Annotated in this window: 9 protein-coding genes; 2 read left to right on the top strand and 7 right to left on the bottom strand. The window is 72.1% G+C overall.

The annotated features are described in order from the left end of the window. Positions 1 to 25 precede the first annotated feature (25 nt). The 3 genes from IO24_RS40865 to IO24_RS0119850 form a co-directional block, all read right to left on the bottom strand. A complete protein-coding gene (locus tag IO24_RS40865; protein ID WP_078899092.1) occupies positions 26 to 4,171 on the bottom strand; it encodes a caspase family protein in 4,146 nt (1,381 codons plus the stop codon). A gap of 87 nt (positions 4,172 to 4,258) precedes the next feature. Continuing rightward, entirely contained in the window at positions 4,259 to 5,974 is a 1,716-nt protein-coding gene (gene metG, locus IO24_RS0119855; RefSeq protein WP_031137473.1) for a methionine--tRNA ligase, read from the bottom strand. A 147-nt stretch (positions 5,975 to 6,121) separates the two neighbouring features. Then, positions 6,122 to 7,954 (bottom strand): VWA domain-containing protein, encoded by a 1,833-nt coding sequence (locus tag IO24_RS0119850; protein WP_031137472.1) that lies wholly within the window; start codon positions 7,952 to 7,954, stop codon positions 6,122 to 6,124. Between the two features lie 279 nt (positions 7,955 to 8,233). Here IO24_RS0119850 and IO24_RS0119845 point away from each other — a divergent pair, with 279 nt between their 5' ends. Next, positions 8,234 to 10,312 (top strand): PhoX family protein, encoded by a 2,079-nt coding sequence (locus IO24_RS0119845; RefSeq protein WP_031137470.1) that lies wholly within the window; start codon positions 8,234 to 8,236, stop codon positions 10,310 to 10,312. 112 nt (positions 10,313 to 10,424) lie between these two features. On the opposite strand, the gene IO24_RS0119840 is transcribed toward IO24_RS0119845, so the two are convergent. Both IO24_RS0119840 and IO24_RS0119835 read right to left on the bottom strand, forming a co-directional pair. After that, positions 10,425 to 11,426 carry an endonuclease/exonuclease/phosphatase family protein gene (locus tag IO24_RS0119840; protein WP_031137469.1) on the bottom strand — a complete coding sequence of 334 codons (1,002 nt, stop codon included), beginning with the start codon at positions 11,424 to 11,426 and terminating at the stop codon, positions 10,425 to 10,427. A gap of 43 nt (positions 11,427 to 11,469) precedes the next feature. Then, a complete protein-coding gene (locus IO24_RS0119835) occupies positions 11,470 to 12,279 on the bottom strand; it encodes an alpha/beta fold hydrolase (protein ID WP_031137467.1) in 810 nt (269 codons plus the stop codon). A gap of 77 nt (positions 12,280 to 12,356) precedes the next feature. On the opposite strand from IO24_RS0119835, the gene IO24_RS0119830 reads away from it, so the two are divergent. Continuing rightward, positions 12,357 to 13,703: an aminotransferase-like domain-containing protein gene (locus tag IO24_RS0119830; protein WP_031137466.1), complete on the top strand. Its 1,347-nt coding sequence runs from the start codon at positions 12,357 to 12,359 to the stop codon at positions 13,701 to 13,703. Here the strand turns inward: IO24_RS0119830 and IO24_RS0119825 are convergent. Next, positions 13,600 to 14,568, bottom strand: a complete 969-nt coding sequence (locus IO24_RS0119825) for a hypothetical protein (protein WP_045296005.1) — start codon at positions 14,566 to 14,568, stop codon at positions 13,600 to 13,602. The two genes, IO24_RS0119830 and IO24_RS0119825, sit on opposite strands and share 104 nt — an antisense overlap. Positions 14,569 to 14,636: 68 nt before the next feature. Continuing rightward, positions 14,637 to 15,077, bottom strand: coding sequence for a hypothetical protein (locus IO24_RS0119820; protein WP_031137463.1), 441 nt, complete (start codon positions 15,075 to 15,077; stop codon positions 14,637 to 14,639). Between the last annotated feature and the right edge of the window lie 90 nt (positions 15,078 to 15,167).

Genomic DNA, 15,167 nt, shown 5'->3' with positions numbered 1-15,167 from the left:
TGGTTGGCTGTGTCCCCCGATCATCTTAGGAACAGGGGCCTTGCAGGGCGATGACTTCGTTTTTCGCGCCCACGAGCAGCAGGCCGTCCCGCACGTGCGTGGACTCCACCTCCAACGGGAGATGCAGCCGGTCGACCACGCGGAGCGTTTCGAGGTCCCAGGTCAGCAGGGTTCGGTCCCAGCCGCCCGTGACCGCGTGGGAGCGGCCGTGAACCGTGAACGGGGAGATGGCGGTGACCCGTTCCGCGTGTTCGCGCAGGAACGTACGCGGCGTGAGGCCCGGCAGATCCCATACGCCGATGGTGCCGTCCCAGGAGCCGGTCAGGAGGTGGGGGCGGCCGTCGACCGGTACGACGACCAGGGCGGAGATGTGGTCCGTGTGGCCCTCGAGAGTCGTCAGCCGGGTCCTGGCGTCGAAGTCCCACACCTCCACGCGTCCGGACCGCGTTCCGAGCAGGAGAAGGGGGCTCGGCCCGGTGCTGTCGAGGACCGCCTGGCAGGTCCAGTCGGTCACCGAGGAGACCACCCAGAGTTTCTCGCGCTTCTCGGCGTCCCAGATCTCAATGGGCTTCACACCGGCGGACAATGCCGCGTAGTGGCTCCCGCGCACGGTGAAGAAGCCCCCGTCTCCGACCTCCGGCGACCAGGAGGCGAAGACGTCGGTGTGGTCCTGCAGGTCCCAGAGGAGTGCCCCCTCCGTGTGACCGATCCCGGCGTACGTGCGGCCGTCGACGGTGAGCAGGGTGATCGAGCGTGGCCAGCCGACTCTCGCGTCCAGGCGGCAGGCTTCCGCGCCGGTCTCGGTGTCCCACAGACGCACCGTGTAGTCGCGGGAGGCGCTCAACGCCCGCAGGTGGCCCTCCCCCGACTCGACGAGCTTCACGTCATCGACCCAGTCGGTATGCCCCACCGGGGTCTCGGCGGTGAGCGCGTCGGCCAGATCCCAGATCCTGACCGTGTCGTCACCGGAGGTCGTACAGGCATGGGGACGGCCGCCTATGTCGAAGCAGGCGATGGAGGTCACGGCGGAGGTGTGGCCGGTGACCTTCGCTGCCTCGGCGCGTCGGGCCAGGTCCCACAGCCGGATCGTGCCGTCGTCGCATCCGATGAGTACATGGGGGATCCCGCCGATGGTGCAGTGGTCGAGGGATGTGCCCGACTCGACTGTGGGGCCGACCAGTTCGGCGACGCGCTCCCCCGAGAACAGGTCCCACATCTCGACCTCGCCCCAGCGGCCCGCCACGAGCACCCGCAGCCGGTCGTCCACCCGGCAGTAGTCCAGCGCATCGACGTGGCCCGGCTCCAGCTCCGCCGTGAGGGAGAGGTCTGCCAGGTTCCACAGGCGTACGGCCCCGTCCCAGGAACCGACGAGAGCGTGCGGCAGGCCGTCGTGGAACAGGCATCTGACGGCGCTCACATGGTCCATGTCATCGCCGAGCACGGCGACTTGTTCCAGCCGGGCGGGATCCCACACGCGCACACTGCCGTCCGCCGACGCCGTCACCAGACGGAGTCCGTCCTCGTGCCGGTAGTGCGCGATGGCCATCACGTAGCCCTCGTGCCCGTGCAGTTCGCCGCTGACGGCCAGGTCGTCCAGGGACAGGATCACCACCGTGTGGTGTGCCGTGCCCACCACCGCGTGCGGGCGGCCGTCGAGCTCGACACAGTGCACCGATGCGAGCCAGCCGCTGTCCAGATACGTCCTGTCGATCTCCTGCCGGTCGAGCAGATCCCACTTCACCACGGCGGAATCGTCGCCCACCGACACGGCGACCGGTCTGCCGTCGACGTCCATGTACGAGACCTGCTGGACGAGTTCCTCGTGTCCTCGCAGGGTGGCTTGGTGCGCGGAGCTCACGAGCGAGCCGGTCGCCCACGTCACCCGCCAGCGTTCGTCCGCCGCGAGCCGGCGGGCCAGGTGGCGGTCCCCGTGCCGGGCCGCGTCCACGGAGAGGATCTGCCGGCGGGCCCTGGTGTCCGCCGGGGCGTGGACGGCCGCCGAGGTCCTGTAGAGGCGGGCGATGCGGTGCGCCTCGTCGGTGGTCACGGCTTCCAGAGCGCGCAGCAGCGGGGCAGGGGCCGCGTGGACCAGGAAGCCGGGGTCGTCGATCAGGAGGTCGAGGGCGCCCCCGGCGGCGGCGTGGGTGGCGAGGTGCTCCCGGACGTAGGCGGGGGCGGCGGACCAGTCCGGTTCCGCGGAACGGGAACCGCTCGTGCGTGCCAGTGCGGTGAGGGCCTCTCCGATGGCACGGTGCGCGTCCGCGTCACCCCCGGGCCGACGCAGATACTCGGCCATGGTCTCGTGGAAGAGCCGGAAGACCGATCCGCCCGGGGCGGCGGCTTCCACGATGTAGGCGCCGGCGTGCTCATGAAGCCACTGCAGGTCCTCCTGGGGGCAGGGCATGCCGGAGAGCGCTTCGGCCACCGGGGCCCACACGGTCGACCAGGGCAGGCCGGCACCCTGGGCGTACGCCAGGGGGCGCAGCAGCCGTTCCACCCTGGCCCGGTGCGGTCCGAACCGGTCGAGGTAGGCGGCGAACGCCTGGTCGGCGTCGCTGGGCAGGGCATCCTGCCAGCCCGGCCGTGTCGGGTCGACGGTGATCTGCCCGTGTACCAGGGCTCGCGCGGTCATGCGGGCCACGAGGTAGGAACCGCCGGCGCGTGCGGCGATGCCCGCGGCCACGGCCGCCGCGAGCGCCTCCCGGTCACGGTAGGGCGAGAGGCTCTCCGGATCGTGCTCGTCCAGCAGCAGGCTGCGGGCGTAGGCGCGGACGTCGTCGGGGCCGATGTACTCGGGCCGGTCGAGGTCGATCACGTCGACGGCGCGTCCGAGAGCCGGGATCAGCGGGCGCCGGGTGCCCACGACCAGCCGTACCGCGGGCAGGACACTGAGCGGCTGGAGCAGTTCACGGGCGATCCGCGCGCCCTCCGCCGCGTCGCCGGCGGTGCCTGCCTCGTCGAGGGCGTCGATCAGGACGGCGATCGGCCGCTCACGTTCGCCGAGGGCTCTCAGTACGTCGTCGCGGTCGGGGTGAGGCAGACCGAGCGCCCCGGAGAGTTCGGTGACCAGTGCCTGCGCCGTGGCCCGACGGGCGTGCAGGGGGACGACCGGAAGAGCCGGACGGCCGGGGCGCGAGCCGTGGGTGGTGTGCACCGGATGGCCGGGGTCCGAGAGGGCCCATAACCGCCCCAGGAGAGCCGATTTTCCGGATCCCGGAGCCCCGGTCACCACCCTGGCCTTCCGGTCGTGCCGTCCACCGGACAGGAAGCGGACCAGTTCGGACAAGGCGCGTCGGCGGCCCGAGAAGTGGTCGCCCTTCTCGCCGGCGTGTTCCACGCCGCGGCCCCGGGAATCGAAGTGGCCGTGCTGGCTCCTTCGCAGCCGGTCCAGCGTGGCCACGTCCAGTTCGTCGACGGGCAGCCCCGGGATGTGGGCGGGGTTAAGGAAGAACGGGTCCTGGCCGTCGCTGTCCACGACCGCGTGCCGTGCGTGCTGGCGTGCCTGCCGCAGGCGCAGGTACTGGTTGACGCGTTCCGTCGCCTCCCGGACGCCGATGAATTCCTGGTAGGCGCCCGCGCGGGGCTGGCCGATGGCCTCGGCCAGCGCCTCGACGAAGACGTTCTCCGCGGCCGCCTCCTTGCCCCGGGCCGCGGCCAGCAGGCACCGGCCGGCCGTACCGCGACGAGTGTGGGCCAGTTCGTGCGCGTGGACGGCGATCTCCCCGATGCCCGCGCCGGCGTAGCAGGTGTCCAGGATGACGAGCAGATGGCCCAGGGCGCTGTTGACCAGGGGCCGGGCCAGATCCTCGGTGGCCAGGGCGGTGCTCCACAAACCGGGTTCGGAGTTCGCGCAGAGCAGGTAGTGGCGGTCCTCGCCACGGACGCCGTGCCCGGCGAAGTAGAGCACCACGACGTCGTGTTCGCCCAGACCGGTCTGGTTCGCCCAGCGGTCGATCGCCCGCGCCACATCGTGGGCGGGCGGATCGTACGACGCCTCGGCCAACACCCGTACGTACCCCATCGGCTCCAACAGGGAGCACACCCGCCCGACGTCCTCCGGGACGCCGGGGAGATCGGCGATGCCGGAATCGTCGTAGCGGGAACAACCGATCGCGATGAGGAACCTTCGGCCCGGGCTCGCCGGCCGCCCGTGGCTGTCAGGACGAGTCAATCCGTCTCAGCTCCTCGCATCGGACCGCCGGGGAAACGGGACCGCCCCCGGGAAGCGATCCTCCCAGGGGCGGGTGTGCGGCGCGGGTCAGGCGGACTCGCCGCCGAAGCGTTCCTTGTACGACTCCAGGTCGTCGTCCGTGAGCTTGGCGAACAGGACCGGCGGGATGGTGAAGGGGGTGCCGGCGGGGACCGCGGTCAGGGAGCGTGCCTGGTCCTGCGTGACCCAGACCGCGGTGTCGTGCTCCAGGGAGAACGCCTCGCGCATCTTCTGCGCCGACGCCGGGATGAACGGCTCCGAGACCACGGCGTACAGGTGGATCAGGTTCATCGCCGTGCGCAGGGTGAGCGCGGCGCCCTCGGGGTTGGTCTTGATCTCCAGCCAGGGGGCCTTCTCCTCCAGGTAGGAGTTGCCCGCCGACCACAGGGCGCGCAGCGCGGCCGCCGCCTTGCGGAACTGGATGGCCTCCATCTGGGACTCGTACTCCGCGAGCAGCCGGGCGATCTCCTCACCCAGCTTCGCCTCCGCCTCGCCGGGCTCGGCGCCTGCCGGGACCTCTTCGCCGAAGCGCTTCTTGGAGAAGGACAGGACGCGGTTGACGAAGTTGCCGAGGGTGTCGGCAAGGTCCTTGTTCACCGTGGCGGTGAAGTGCTCCCAGGTGAAGGACGAGTCGTCCGACTCGGGGGCGTTCGCCATCATGAAGTAGCGCCAGTAGTCGGCGGGCAGGATGTCGAGGGCGTCGTGCGTGAAGACGCCCCGGCGCTGGGACGTGGAGAACTTGCCGCCGTAGTAGTTCAGCCAGTTGAAGGCCTTGATGACGTCGACCTTCTTCCACGGGGCGCGGGTGCCCAGCAGGGTCGCCGGGAACATCACGCTGTGGAAGGGGACGTTGTCCTTGCCCATGAACTGCGTGTAGTGGACGCTCGCGTCCGACTTCCACCACCAGGAGCGCCAGTCGCGGTTCTCCGGGTCCTGGTCCGCCCACTCCTTCGTCGCGCCGATGTACTCGATCGGGGCGTCGAACCAGACGTAGAAGACCTTGCCCTCCGCGGCGAGGTCCGGCCAGGTGTCGGCGGGGACCGGCACGCCCCAGTCCAGGTCACGGGTGATCGCGCGGTCGTGCAGGCCCTCCGTGAGCCACTTGCGGGCGATGGAGGAGGCCAGCACCGGCCAGTTGTCGGCGCGCTCGTCGACCCATGCCTCGACCTCGCCGGCCAGCGCCGACTGGAGGAGGAACAGGTGCTTGGTCTCGCGGATCTCCAGGTCGCTGCTGCCGCTGATCGCGGAGCGGGCGTCGATCAGGTCCGTCGGGTCCAGGACGCGCGTGCAGTTCTCGCACTGGTCGCCGCGGGCCTTGTCGTAGCCGCAGTGCGGGCAGGTGCCGATGATGTAGCGGTCGGGCAGGAAGCGGCCGTCGGCGTTCGAGTACACCTGGCGGATCGCGCGCTCCTCGATGAAGCCGTTCGCCTTCAGCTCGCGGGCGATCTCCTGCGTGATCTCGTGGTTCTGCGGGGAGGAACTGCGGCCGAAGTAGTCGAAGGCCAGGTTGAAGCCGTCGTAGATGGCCTTCTGCTGGTGGTGCGCCTCGGTGCAGAACTCGTCCACGGGCACGCCCTGCTCCTTGGCGGCGAGCTCCGCGGGGGTGCCGTGCTCGTCCGTCGCGCAGATGTACAGGACCTCATGGCCCCGCTGGCGCAGATAGCGGGAGTAGACATCCGCCGGGAGCATGGACCCCACCATGTTGCCCAGGTGCTTGATCCCGTTGATGTACGGAAGGGCGCTGGTGATGAGGTGTCGAGCCATCGCGGGCTGCTCCCAAGTCGCTACGTGGGGTGACGATCTCGTGGTCGGGGTCGTCTACGAACCTTGAAATCGTAGCTGACACGGGTACGCCGCCCGCCTCCCCTTTTACGGGGTGGGAAGCGGGCGGCGTAGGGAGGCCGGGGAGGGTTACGGGCGCCAGTTCGCCAGTACGCCCTCGTAGAGCTCCTTGTCCGTGAGCTCGCGGGGGGTCTCGCCGGCGAGGAAGTGGGACGTGTTGGGGGTCTTGAGCTTGCGGAGGTAGTCGAAGGCCTTGTTCTCCGGGTCTCCGAAGGCGACGAAGGAGAAGAAGACGGCGGGGTGGGTCTCGGCGGCGTCGGTGAGGGCCTGGGTGGCGGGGGTCTTCGCGTCGGGGGCGCCGTCGGTCTGGAAGACCACCAGGGCGGGGGTGCCGGGGGCTGCCGCCGTCTTGTCGTGGTGGGCGAGGACGGCTTCCACCGCTACGTGGTAGCTGGTGCGGCCCATGCGGCCGAGGCTCGCGTGCAGGTCGTCGATCTTGTTCTCGTGGTCCGTGAGGGTGATCTCGCCGGTGCCGTCGAGTTCGGTGGAGAAGAAGACGACCGGGACGGTCGCCTCGGGGTCGAGGTGGGCCGCGAGGGCGAGGGTCTGCTCGGCGAGGGCCTGGGCGGAGCCGTCCTTGTAGTACGGGCGCATGGACGCGGAGCGGTCGAGGACGAGGTAGACCTTGGCCCGGGTGCCGGTGAGGTTGTTGGTCTCGAGGGCGGTCGTGGCGGCCTTGTAGGCGGTGGTGAGGCCGGGGGCGCGGGTCTTGACGCGAGTGAGGGGGAGGGCGGGGCCGGTGTCGGGCTTCGGCTCGGTGTCGGGCTTCGACTCGGCGTCGGCGTCGGCGTCGGCCTCGGCCTTAGCCTTCGGTGCGGCCTTCCGCTTCGGCTTGGCCTCGGCTTCGCCTTCGGCCGTCTTGTTCCCACCCGCACCACCCGTGCTGCTTTCGTCTTCGGGTGCGGGTGGCCCCTGTGGGGCCGCGTCGCCGTCGGCGGCCGCAGGTTCGAGGGCGGCCGCCTCGGCTGCGGCCTTCGGCTCGGCCGTCTTCTGTGCGGCCTCGGCCTCGGCCTTCGGCTCGGCTGCCTTCGTGGCCTTGGCCTGTGCGGCGGTCTTCGGCTCGGCCGTCTTCTGTGCGGCCTCGGCCTCGGCCTTCGGCTCGGCTGCCTTCGTGGCCTTGGTCTTCGCGGCGGCCTTCGGCTCGGCCGTCTTCTTGGCGGCCTCGGGCTCTGCCTCGGCCTTCGGATCCGTCGGGGGCGCGGGCTCGGGGCGCTCCTCGTTCGCCGGGCCGGCCTCCGGCTTCTCGGTCGTCTCGGCCGCCGCGGTCGACTTCTCCTGCTCGACCGTCTCCTCGCCCGGCTCCGGCTTCTCCGCCGTGGCCTCGTCCGTCACCGTCGGCTCCTCGGCGACCGGCGTCTCCACCGGAGCCGCCTCCACCTTCGCCTCCGTCGCCTGCTCCGCGGCAGCCGACTCCGGAGTCTCCGGGCCCTCGGCGGCAGCCGCCTTCTCGACGGTCGCCGGCTCCGCGACAGTGTCCGGCTTTTCCTCAACCGTCGGTTCCTCGGCAGCAGCCGCCTTCTCGACGGTCGCCGGCTCCGCGACAGCGTCCGGCTTCTCCTCAACCGTCGGCTCCTCGGCGACCTTCCGTCCCTCGGCAGCCGGCGCCTTCTCCTCGGTCGGTGCGTCCTCCGTCGAGCCGGCGGGGCGCGGGACTGCGACCTTGTCGAAGGCCGCCGACACGAGGTCGTGTTCGTCGTCGCGCGGTTCGGGGACGTTCGCCGTCGGCCCCGGAGTGGGTTCCGGGGAGGGGGACGGGACCTTGGGGGTCGCCGCGGGTGCTGTCGGAGTGTCCTCGGAGGTCGTCGGTTCCGTCGGCGTGGTCTGCGCCGCACTCTCCGCCTCGGCGGTTTGTGTCTTGCGGGATCGTCCGAACGCGTTCCGCAACCGAGTGAGAATGCCCATGTGCGCGCAACCCTTCGCGTGAGTTGAAGCCCGTCAATCCCTGGCCAGGACGGACACGTAAGGTTAGCGGCCCTCCTGAGTGATCTTGGGCAGGGTCTGTTGTGCCAGGTCCACCCTGTCAAGAGGACATCCGGCCGGTGCGGGTGACACCGGGCTTAATCGCCGCAACCCCCGTACGGCAGCCATGGGTTCATCCCTTGTTCACCAGGGCGCCCGGCTACCGCACGTATGTGCCCCTACGGTCACGCTGACACCAAGGGCATCCATGGGGAGAGTAAAGTGCGCAAGCTGTTGCCGTTGATCGGAACGCCGTCCGGTTCGCACCCCGGCGGCCGGTCCGCCATGACCTGTCGTTTCCGGTGTGGTGACGCCTGCTTCCACGAGGTGCCCAACACCAGCTCCAACGAGTACGTCGGTGACGTGATCGCCGGTGCGCTCAGCCGCCGGTCGATGATGCGTGCCGCGGCCGTGGTGACCGTGGCCGCCGCGGGCGCCGGTGCCGTGGGTGTCGGGCAGGCTCCGCAGGCCGGTGCCGTACCGGCCGGCGCCCCCTCCGAGGCCGCCCGGCGTAAGAACAAGGGCGCGCGCGGGCTGCGCTTCGCGTCCGTCGCGCCCAACACCGCCGACGCCGTGACCGTGCCGGAGGGCTACCGGCAGAACGTCGTCATCCGCTGGGGCGAGCCCATCCTGCGCGGTGCCCCCGCCTTCGACCCGGAGAAGCAGACCGCCAAGGCCCAGGCCGGGCAGTTCGGGTACAACTGCGACTTCCTCGCCCTGCTCCCCCTGCCCGGTGAGCGGAACAGGCAGCTCCTCGTCGCCAATCACGAGTACACCGACGAAATTCTTATGTTCCGCGGCTACGACGCCGCCGATCCGACCCGTGAGCAGGCCGAGATCGCCTGGGCCGCGCACGGGCTGTCCGCCGTCGTGGTGGAGGGGGACCGCAAGAGCGGGAAGCTCACCGCGGTGTCCCGGCATCAGCTGAACCGGCGCGTCACCGCCACCACCGAGTTCCGGCTCACCGGGCCCGTCGCCGGGTCCGAGCTCGTGAAGACCTCCGCCGACCCCACCGGCACCAAGGTGCTCGGCACCCTCAACAACTGCTCCGGCGGTGTCACCCCGTGGGGCACGACCCTGCACGGCGAGGAGAACTTCAACCAGTACTTCGCCAACGGCGTCCGGGCGACCGACAAGCGCTACGGGATCGGCACCGGCGCCACCGAGCGCAAGTGGGAGAGGTTCGACCAGCGGTTCGACGTCGCCCGGGAGCCGAACGAGGTGCACCGGTTCGGGTACGTGGTGGAGTTCGATCCGTACGACCCCACCTCCACGCCCCGCAAGCACACCGCTCTCGGGCGGTTCAAGCACGAGGCCGCCACGGTGCGGCTGACGCACGACGGGCGGCCGGTCGTGTACTCCGGTGACGACGAGCGGTTCGACTACTTCTACAAGTTCGTCGGCAGCAAGCGGATGCGGCACGGGCCGTCGCGTTCCGTGCGGGAGCACAATCTCTCCCTGCTCGACGAGGGCACGCTGTACGTCGCCAAGCTCACCGGTGACTCCCCCGCCCTCGAGATCGACGGCACGGGCAAGCTGCCGGAGGACGGCGAGTTCGACGGCAGCGGTGAGTGGATCCCGCTGGCCACCGCCACCGCGAAGGGCGCCGTCTCGCACGTGGAGGGGATGAGCGCCGAGGAGGTGTTCGTCTTCACGCGGCTCGCCGGTGACAAGGTGGGCGCCACCAAGATGGACCGGCCCGAGGACATCGAGCCCAGCCCGGTGACCGGCAAGGTGTACGTCGCGCTGACCAACAACACCAACCGTGGTGTGGGCGGCAATGCCAAGGCCGACGAGGCCAACCCGCGCCACGCCAACAAGCACGGGCACGTGCTGGAGCTCACCGAGCGGTGGAACCGGCCCGAGAGCACCCGCTTCGCCTGGTCGCTGTTCCTCGTCGCCGGGGACCCGGAGGACCCGGCGACGTACTTCGCCGGGTTCCCGAAGGACGCCGTCAGCCCGATCTCCTGCCCGGACAACGTCGCCTTCGACCCCTACGGCAACCTGTGGATCTCCACCGACGGCGCCCAGCTCGGCTCGCACGACGGCCTGTTCGGAGTGGCGACCCGGGGTGAGCGGCGCGGTGAGCTCAAGCAGTTCCTGACCGTGCCGAAGGGGGCCGAGACCTGCGGCCCGATCATCCAGGACCGGCGCGTGCTGGTCGCCGTGCAGCACCCGGGCGAGATCGACGGCGCGTCCGTGGAGAAGCCCGCCAGCACCTGGCCCGACGGGCCCGGGACGTACGTCCGGCCGGCCGTCGTGGCCGTGTGGCGTGCCGACGGGTGTGACATCGGCGTCTGAGCCGGTCGGTACCGGCGGTAGGGGGGAGGGCTGGGCCCGGCGGTCCGAGAGGGCCACCGGGTGCCGGCCGTTCCCGCTGCGGCCCGTTCCCGGTACGCGCAGTGGTCAGTGGTCAGCGGTCCTCGTGCAGCGTCAGGTCCGTGACGACCGCGCGGTGGTCGGTGTCGGCCAGGTCCAGGATGCGGGTGCGGCTCGCGCCGAAATCCTCCGACACCAGGACGTGGTCGATCTGCACGCCGAGCGTGGGGGCGGTCTGTGCCGGCCAGGTGGCCGTGCGGTCGGCGCCGTCCAGGCGGGAGGCGTCGCGCAGGCCGGTGTCGAGGATGCGGCGGAAGACCGCGTGGTCCTGGGAGGCGTTGAAGTCGCCGGCCAGGACGAGGGGGGTGTCCGGGTCGGCGGTGGCCGCGTCGCGCAGGGCGTCGAGTTCCCGGCGCCAGAGGTCCACCTGGCCGGGCAGCGGGGGCATGGGGTGGGCGAGTTGCAGCTTTACGGCGTGCCCGTCCACGTCGGCGACCGCCCCGGGCATGCCCATCGTGCCGCGCACGCCCTCGGTGGGCCGGAGCGGGAAGCGGCTGAGGATGACGGAGCCCTCGGAGCCGCCGCCCTCCACGGCCCGGCGGTGCGGGTAGTCCTGGGAGAGGTCCCGCTTCAGCAGCGCGTCGCACCCGAAGTCGCACTCCTCCACGAAGACGATGTCCGGTTTCTCCCGGCGCACGGCGTTGATCAGGGAGCCGGTGCCCTGGCCGAACTCGACGTTGGAGGTCAGCACGCGCAGCGCGGCGACCGGGCGGCCCGTGGGATCGCCGACCTTGCCGTACGGCTCGATGTACCAGGCCAGCAGGCCCAGCAGGACGACGCCCCAGAACGTCCCGGGCCACCAGCGGGACAGCAGGGTGAGCAGCAGCGCCACGGCGGTGGGGGCGAGCAGCCAGGGGAGGAAGGCGAGGAGCTGCGGGACGGGGGTGATGCCGTCGCTGTCGGCGGCCCGGAAGCCGACGATCACGCTCACCCCGGCGAACAGCAGTCCGGCGCACCGGGCGCCGGGCCGCCGTCCGGGCGGACGGTGCTCGCGCCCGTCGCCCCTGGTGGTCCACTCGGCAGCGGCGGTGTCCAAGGCCCGGCCTTCCGTTCGCGGGGTGGGATGCCCGAATCCTCCCTCAAAGACGGGGTGGGGCGGGGGAAGGTTGCCGGGCATCGACCCGGGCCAGCAGTTCCTCCAGCGCCTGGTCGAACTCCTCCGGGCGTTCCAGGTTCGGCATGTGGGCCGCGCCCTCGATGATGTGCAGTGCCGCGTCCGGGAGGGCCGCGTGCATGGCCCGGGCGTCGGAGACCGGCGTGAAGGTGTCGTCGGCTCCCACGACGACCAGGGCCGGCACGGAGACGCGGCGCAGCAGGGCGCGGTAGTCGGGGCGCCGGGCGCGGGCGCGCAGGGCGGCGGCGGCGCCCTCGGGGGCGGTGGCGGTCATCATGCCGTGGACGTGCGCCTTGACCTCGGCGGGCGCGTGCGGGGCGACCATCCGCTCCAGGACCTCGTCGGCGTAGCCGCGCATGCCCTCCGCGAGGAGACGGTCCGCCATGGCGTCACGGGCGCGCACGCCGTCGGGGGTCTCCGCCGACGGGAAGGTGTCCGCGAGGACCAGGCCGCGCACGCGCTCGGGGAACAGGCGGTAGCAGTCCATGACGATCTGCCCGCCCATCGACAGGCCCGCGAGGACGAAGGACTCCACCTCGAGCTCGTCCAGCAGGGCCTCGATGTCCCGGGCGAATCCGGAGAAGTCCGTGACGGCCGGGGCCGTGGGGGAGGCGCCGTAGCCGCGCAGGTCGGGGGCGATGACGCGGCGGGTACCCGGGAACCTGTCGAGCTGCGGTGCCCACATCGTGCGGTCGAAGGGGTGGCCGTGAACGAGGACCAGGGGTACCCGATCGGTGTCGGGGTCTTTGTCCTCGTATGCGAGGAAGGGTGCCATGGCGTCGACCCTAGGCGGCTCGACTACTCGGTGCAATAAGATCTTTGCTCTCGGTGCAATCCAAGGGAGTCCGGCCGATGAGTGACTACCGGCGTATCGCCGACCGCATCGCCGACGACATCGCCACCGGGCGGCTGCGGCCCGGACAACGGCTGCCGCCGCAGCGGGCGTTCGCGCGGCGCCGGGGCCTCGCCCCGTCGACGGCGGGGCGGGTGTACGGCGAACTCGTGCGGCGCGGGCTGGTCGTCGGGGAGGTCGGGCGCGGCACCTTCGTACGGGCCGCGCCGGCCGGGCCGGTGGGGCAGGCGCTCATCGAGCCCGGTCCGGCCGTCACCCCCGTCAACCTGGAGCTCAACTACCCCGCCGCGCCCGGCCAGGCGGAGCTGCTCGCCCCCGTTCTCGCGCCGCTGCTGCGCCCCGACGTGCTGGCCGAGGCGCTGTTACCGGCGGCCGCCACCGGCACCGAGGCCGCGCGGGAGGCCGCGGCCACCCTGCTCACCACCCCGGGCTGGCGCCCCGCCCCCGAACGGCTGCTGTTCACCGGCAACGCCCGGCAGGCCATCGCCGCCGTCCTCGCCTCACTGGTCCGGCCGGGCGGCCGGGTGGGCGTGGAGCACCTGACGTATCCGCTGGTCAAGGACATCGCGGCGCGGCTCGGCTGCACGCTGGTGCCGCTGGCCGGGGACGCGGCCGGGCTGCTCCCGGAGGCGGTGGCGGCCGCGCACCGTTCGGCGCCGCTGTCCGCCCTCTACGTGCAGCCGACGCTGCACAACCCGACGTCCCTGACGACGAGCCGGCCACGGCTGCTGCAACTCGCCCAGCTGGTCCACGACCTGAACCTGCCGGTGGTGGAGGACCGGATCTGGTCCTTCCTCCGGGAGCCCGGTGATCCGCTCGCCGTGCACGCCCCGGCCCTCACCCACGTCGTCGACGGGCTCTCCAAACGGGTCGCCCCCGGGCTCACCGCCGGGTTCCTCGTCGTGCCGCCGCACCGGGTCGCCGCCGTGGCCGACGCCGTGCGCTCGGGCGGCTGGAGCGCGGGGCGGTTCGCGCTGGAGGCGGCCGTACGGTGGGCCGCGGAGGGGACGGTGGCCCGGCTGGTGCAGGCCAAGCGGGCGGACGCGGTACGGCGGCAGCGGATCCTCGCCGAGGAACTCGCGGGCTTCGCCGTACGGTCCGACCCGGGTTCCTGCTTCGCCTGGTGGGAGCTGCCCGCCCCGTGGCGCGCGGACACCTTCACGGCCGCCGCCGCCGCGCACGGCATCGCCGTCACGCCCGGCCCCGCCTTCGCCGTCGCCCCCGGGCACACGCCCGACGCCGTCAGGCTCGGGCTCGCGTCGGCTCCGGAGGCGCATCTGCGACGGGCCCTGCGGACACTCGCGCAGATCGCCGCGCGGCGAGCCGGGGACCGTACCGGCCCGTGAGCCAGGCGCCGGCCGCCACCGCCAGTCCCAGCAGGCACAGGAGCCAGGACACCGTGCGCAGGGTGGCCGTGAGGGCGTCGTAGACCGCTCCGGCAGCGGGGCGGTGAAGGGCGTCGGGCAGGTCGGCGAGGGTGAGGCGGCGGCCGATCGCGACGGCGAGGACCAGCAGCGCGCCGCCCAGGGCCGTGCCCAGGCCGAGGGCGGTGACGGCGTGGCGGCGGCGCACGGCGACGAGGATCCCGGCGACCGCGAGGACGGCGGCGGCGAGCGGCAGCCCGAAGGCGGCGGTGTCCAGCACGTGGTACCCCTTGCGCAGTCGGTCCACGTCCTCGGCCGGGAGCACCGGGATCCGCGTGTGCGTGACCGGGATGCGGTGGGCGAACGGCACGTGGTCTTCGGAGAGTTGCTGTTTGACGCGGGTGATGACGGGGGCGGGGTCCACGGTGACCGGGGCCCCGCGGGTGGTGTCGTCGCGCAGGGCGCGCAGGACCGCGTCGTGCACGGCCCGGTTCGCCGCGTCCCAGGCCGTGCGGTACGCCTCGGTGCGGGTGAAGGAACGCGCCGCGTCGTGCACGAAGGGCCCGACCGCCCCGCGCAGCGGGCCGGTGTCGGCCGAGCGCCCGGCCTCCCGCAGGACGCCGTCGCCGACGGCGTCCGCGACCGCGCGCCGCACGCCCGGGTCGGCGGCGAGTGGCGCCATCGTCCGGACGTAGCGGCCGGTGTCGGTGAGCCCGTGGGCCGCCCAGGAGGCGAGCGCCCCGAACGGCACGAGCAGGCACGCCAGGAGGAGCAGAACGGCCGACAGGACGTTCCGTGATCGTCGGGGCGCCTTCTCGGGTACGGGCGCCCGGTCGTGCTCGGACACTCTTCCAGGCAAGGCGCCCCGGGCCCGTTCCGCGAGCGCGGCTCCCCCGAACGGGTGTCCCGGCCCCGTCAGTCGACGCGCTGACCGGCGGCGTCCTCGCGCGTGTAGTAGCGGTAGAACACCATGGCGAGGACGCCGGCTCCCACCAGCAGCCCCAGGCCGCTGGAGCTGAACACGGACGCACCGGTCTGGCTGTACAGGAAGCCGATCGCACAGCCCGTGAAGGCGAACCAGCTCAGCGCGTGCAGTTCGCGCGGCAGCCGCGGGGCCAGTCGCCACAGGGCGGCGAACACCACGGCGAACACGAGCGCCGTGACGAAGCCGAACAGCAGGTTCCAGCCCGTGATGGGTCCGCCGTGACGCTGGTTGGCCGCGGCCCAGAAGCCGTAGACCAGCCCGAGCACGACGGGCAGTGCGACCTGCGCGGCGGCGTGGGTCCGGGCACTGAAGACATCGGGCCTGCGCCGCCGCGTGATCATCTTGGGTGAGGCGGGTGCCGCATGAGCCATGACAGCTCTCCTCTCTGTCCCTGCCCCTGGATCCAGGGCACACCGGCGGGCAGCCCCTGGCAAGTCGGCGGAGCGGCGGGAAGGGGATGC

Source organism: Streptomyces flavovariabilis, from assembly GCF_000725785.1.
GTDB lineage: Bacteria > Actinomycetota > Actinomycetes > Streptomycetales > Streptomycetaceae > Streptomyces > Streptomyces hawaiiensis.
The sequence above is the reverse complement of the archived record's forward strand: the minus strand, read 5'-3'. Positions and strand labels throughout refer to the sequence as shown.

Coding starts and splice junctions, on each gene's coding strand:
- metG (WP_031137473.1), bottom strand. CDS start 5,974: ATGGCTCGACACCTCATCACCAGCGCCCTTCCGTACATCAACGGGATC.
- IO24_RS0119850 (WP_031137472.1), bottom strand. CDS start 7,954: ATGGGCATTCTCACTCGGTTGCGGAACGCGTTCGGACGATCCCGCAAG.
- IO24_RS0119835 (WP_031137467.1), bottom strand. CDS start 12,279: ATGGCACCCTTCCTCGCATACGAGGACAAAGACCCCGACACCGATCGG.
- IO24_RS0119830 (WP_031137466.1), top strand. CDS start 12,357: ATGAGTGACTACCGGCGTATCGCCGACCGCATCGCCGACGACATCGCC.
- IO24_RS0119820 (WP_031137463.1), bottom strand. CDS start 15,077: ATGGCTCATGCGGCACCCGCCTCACCCAAGATGATCACGCGGCGGCGC.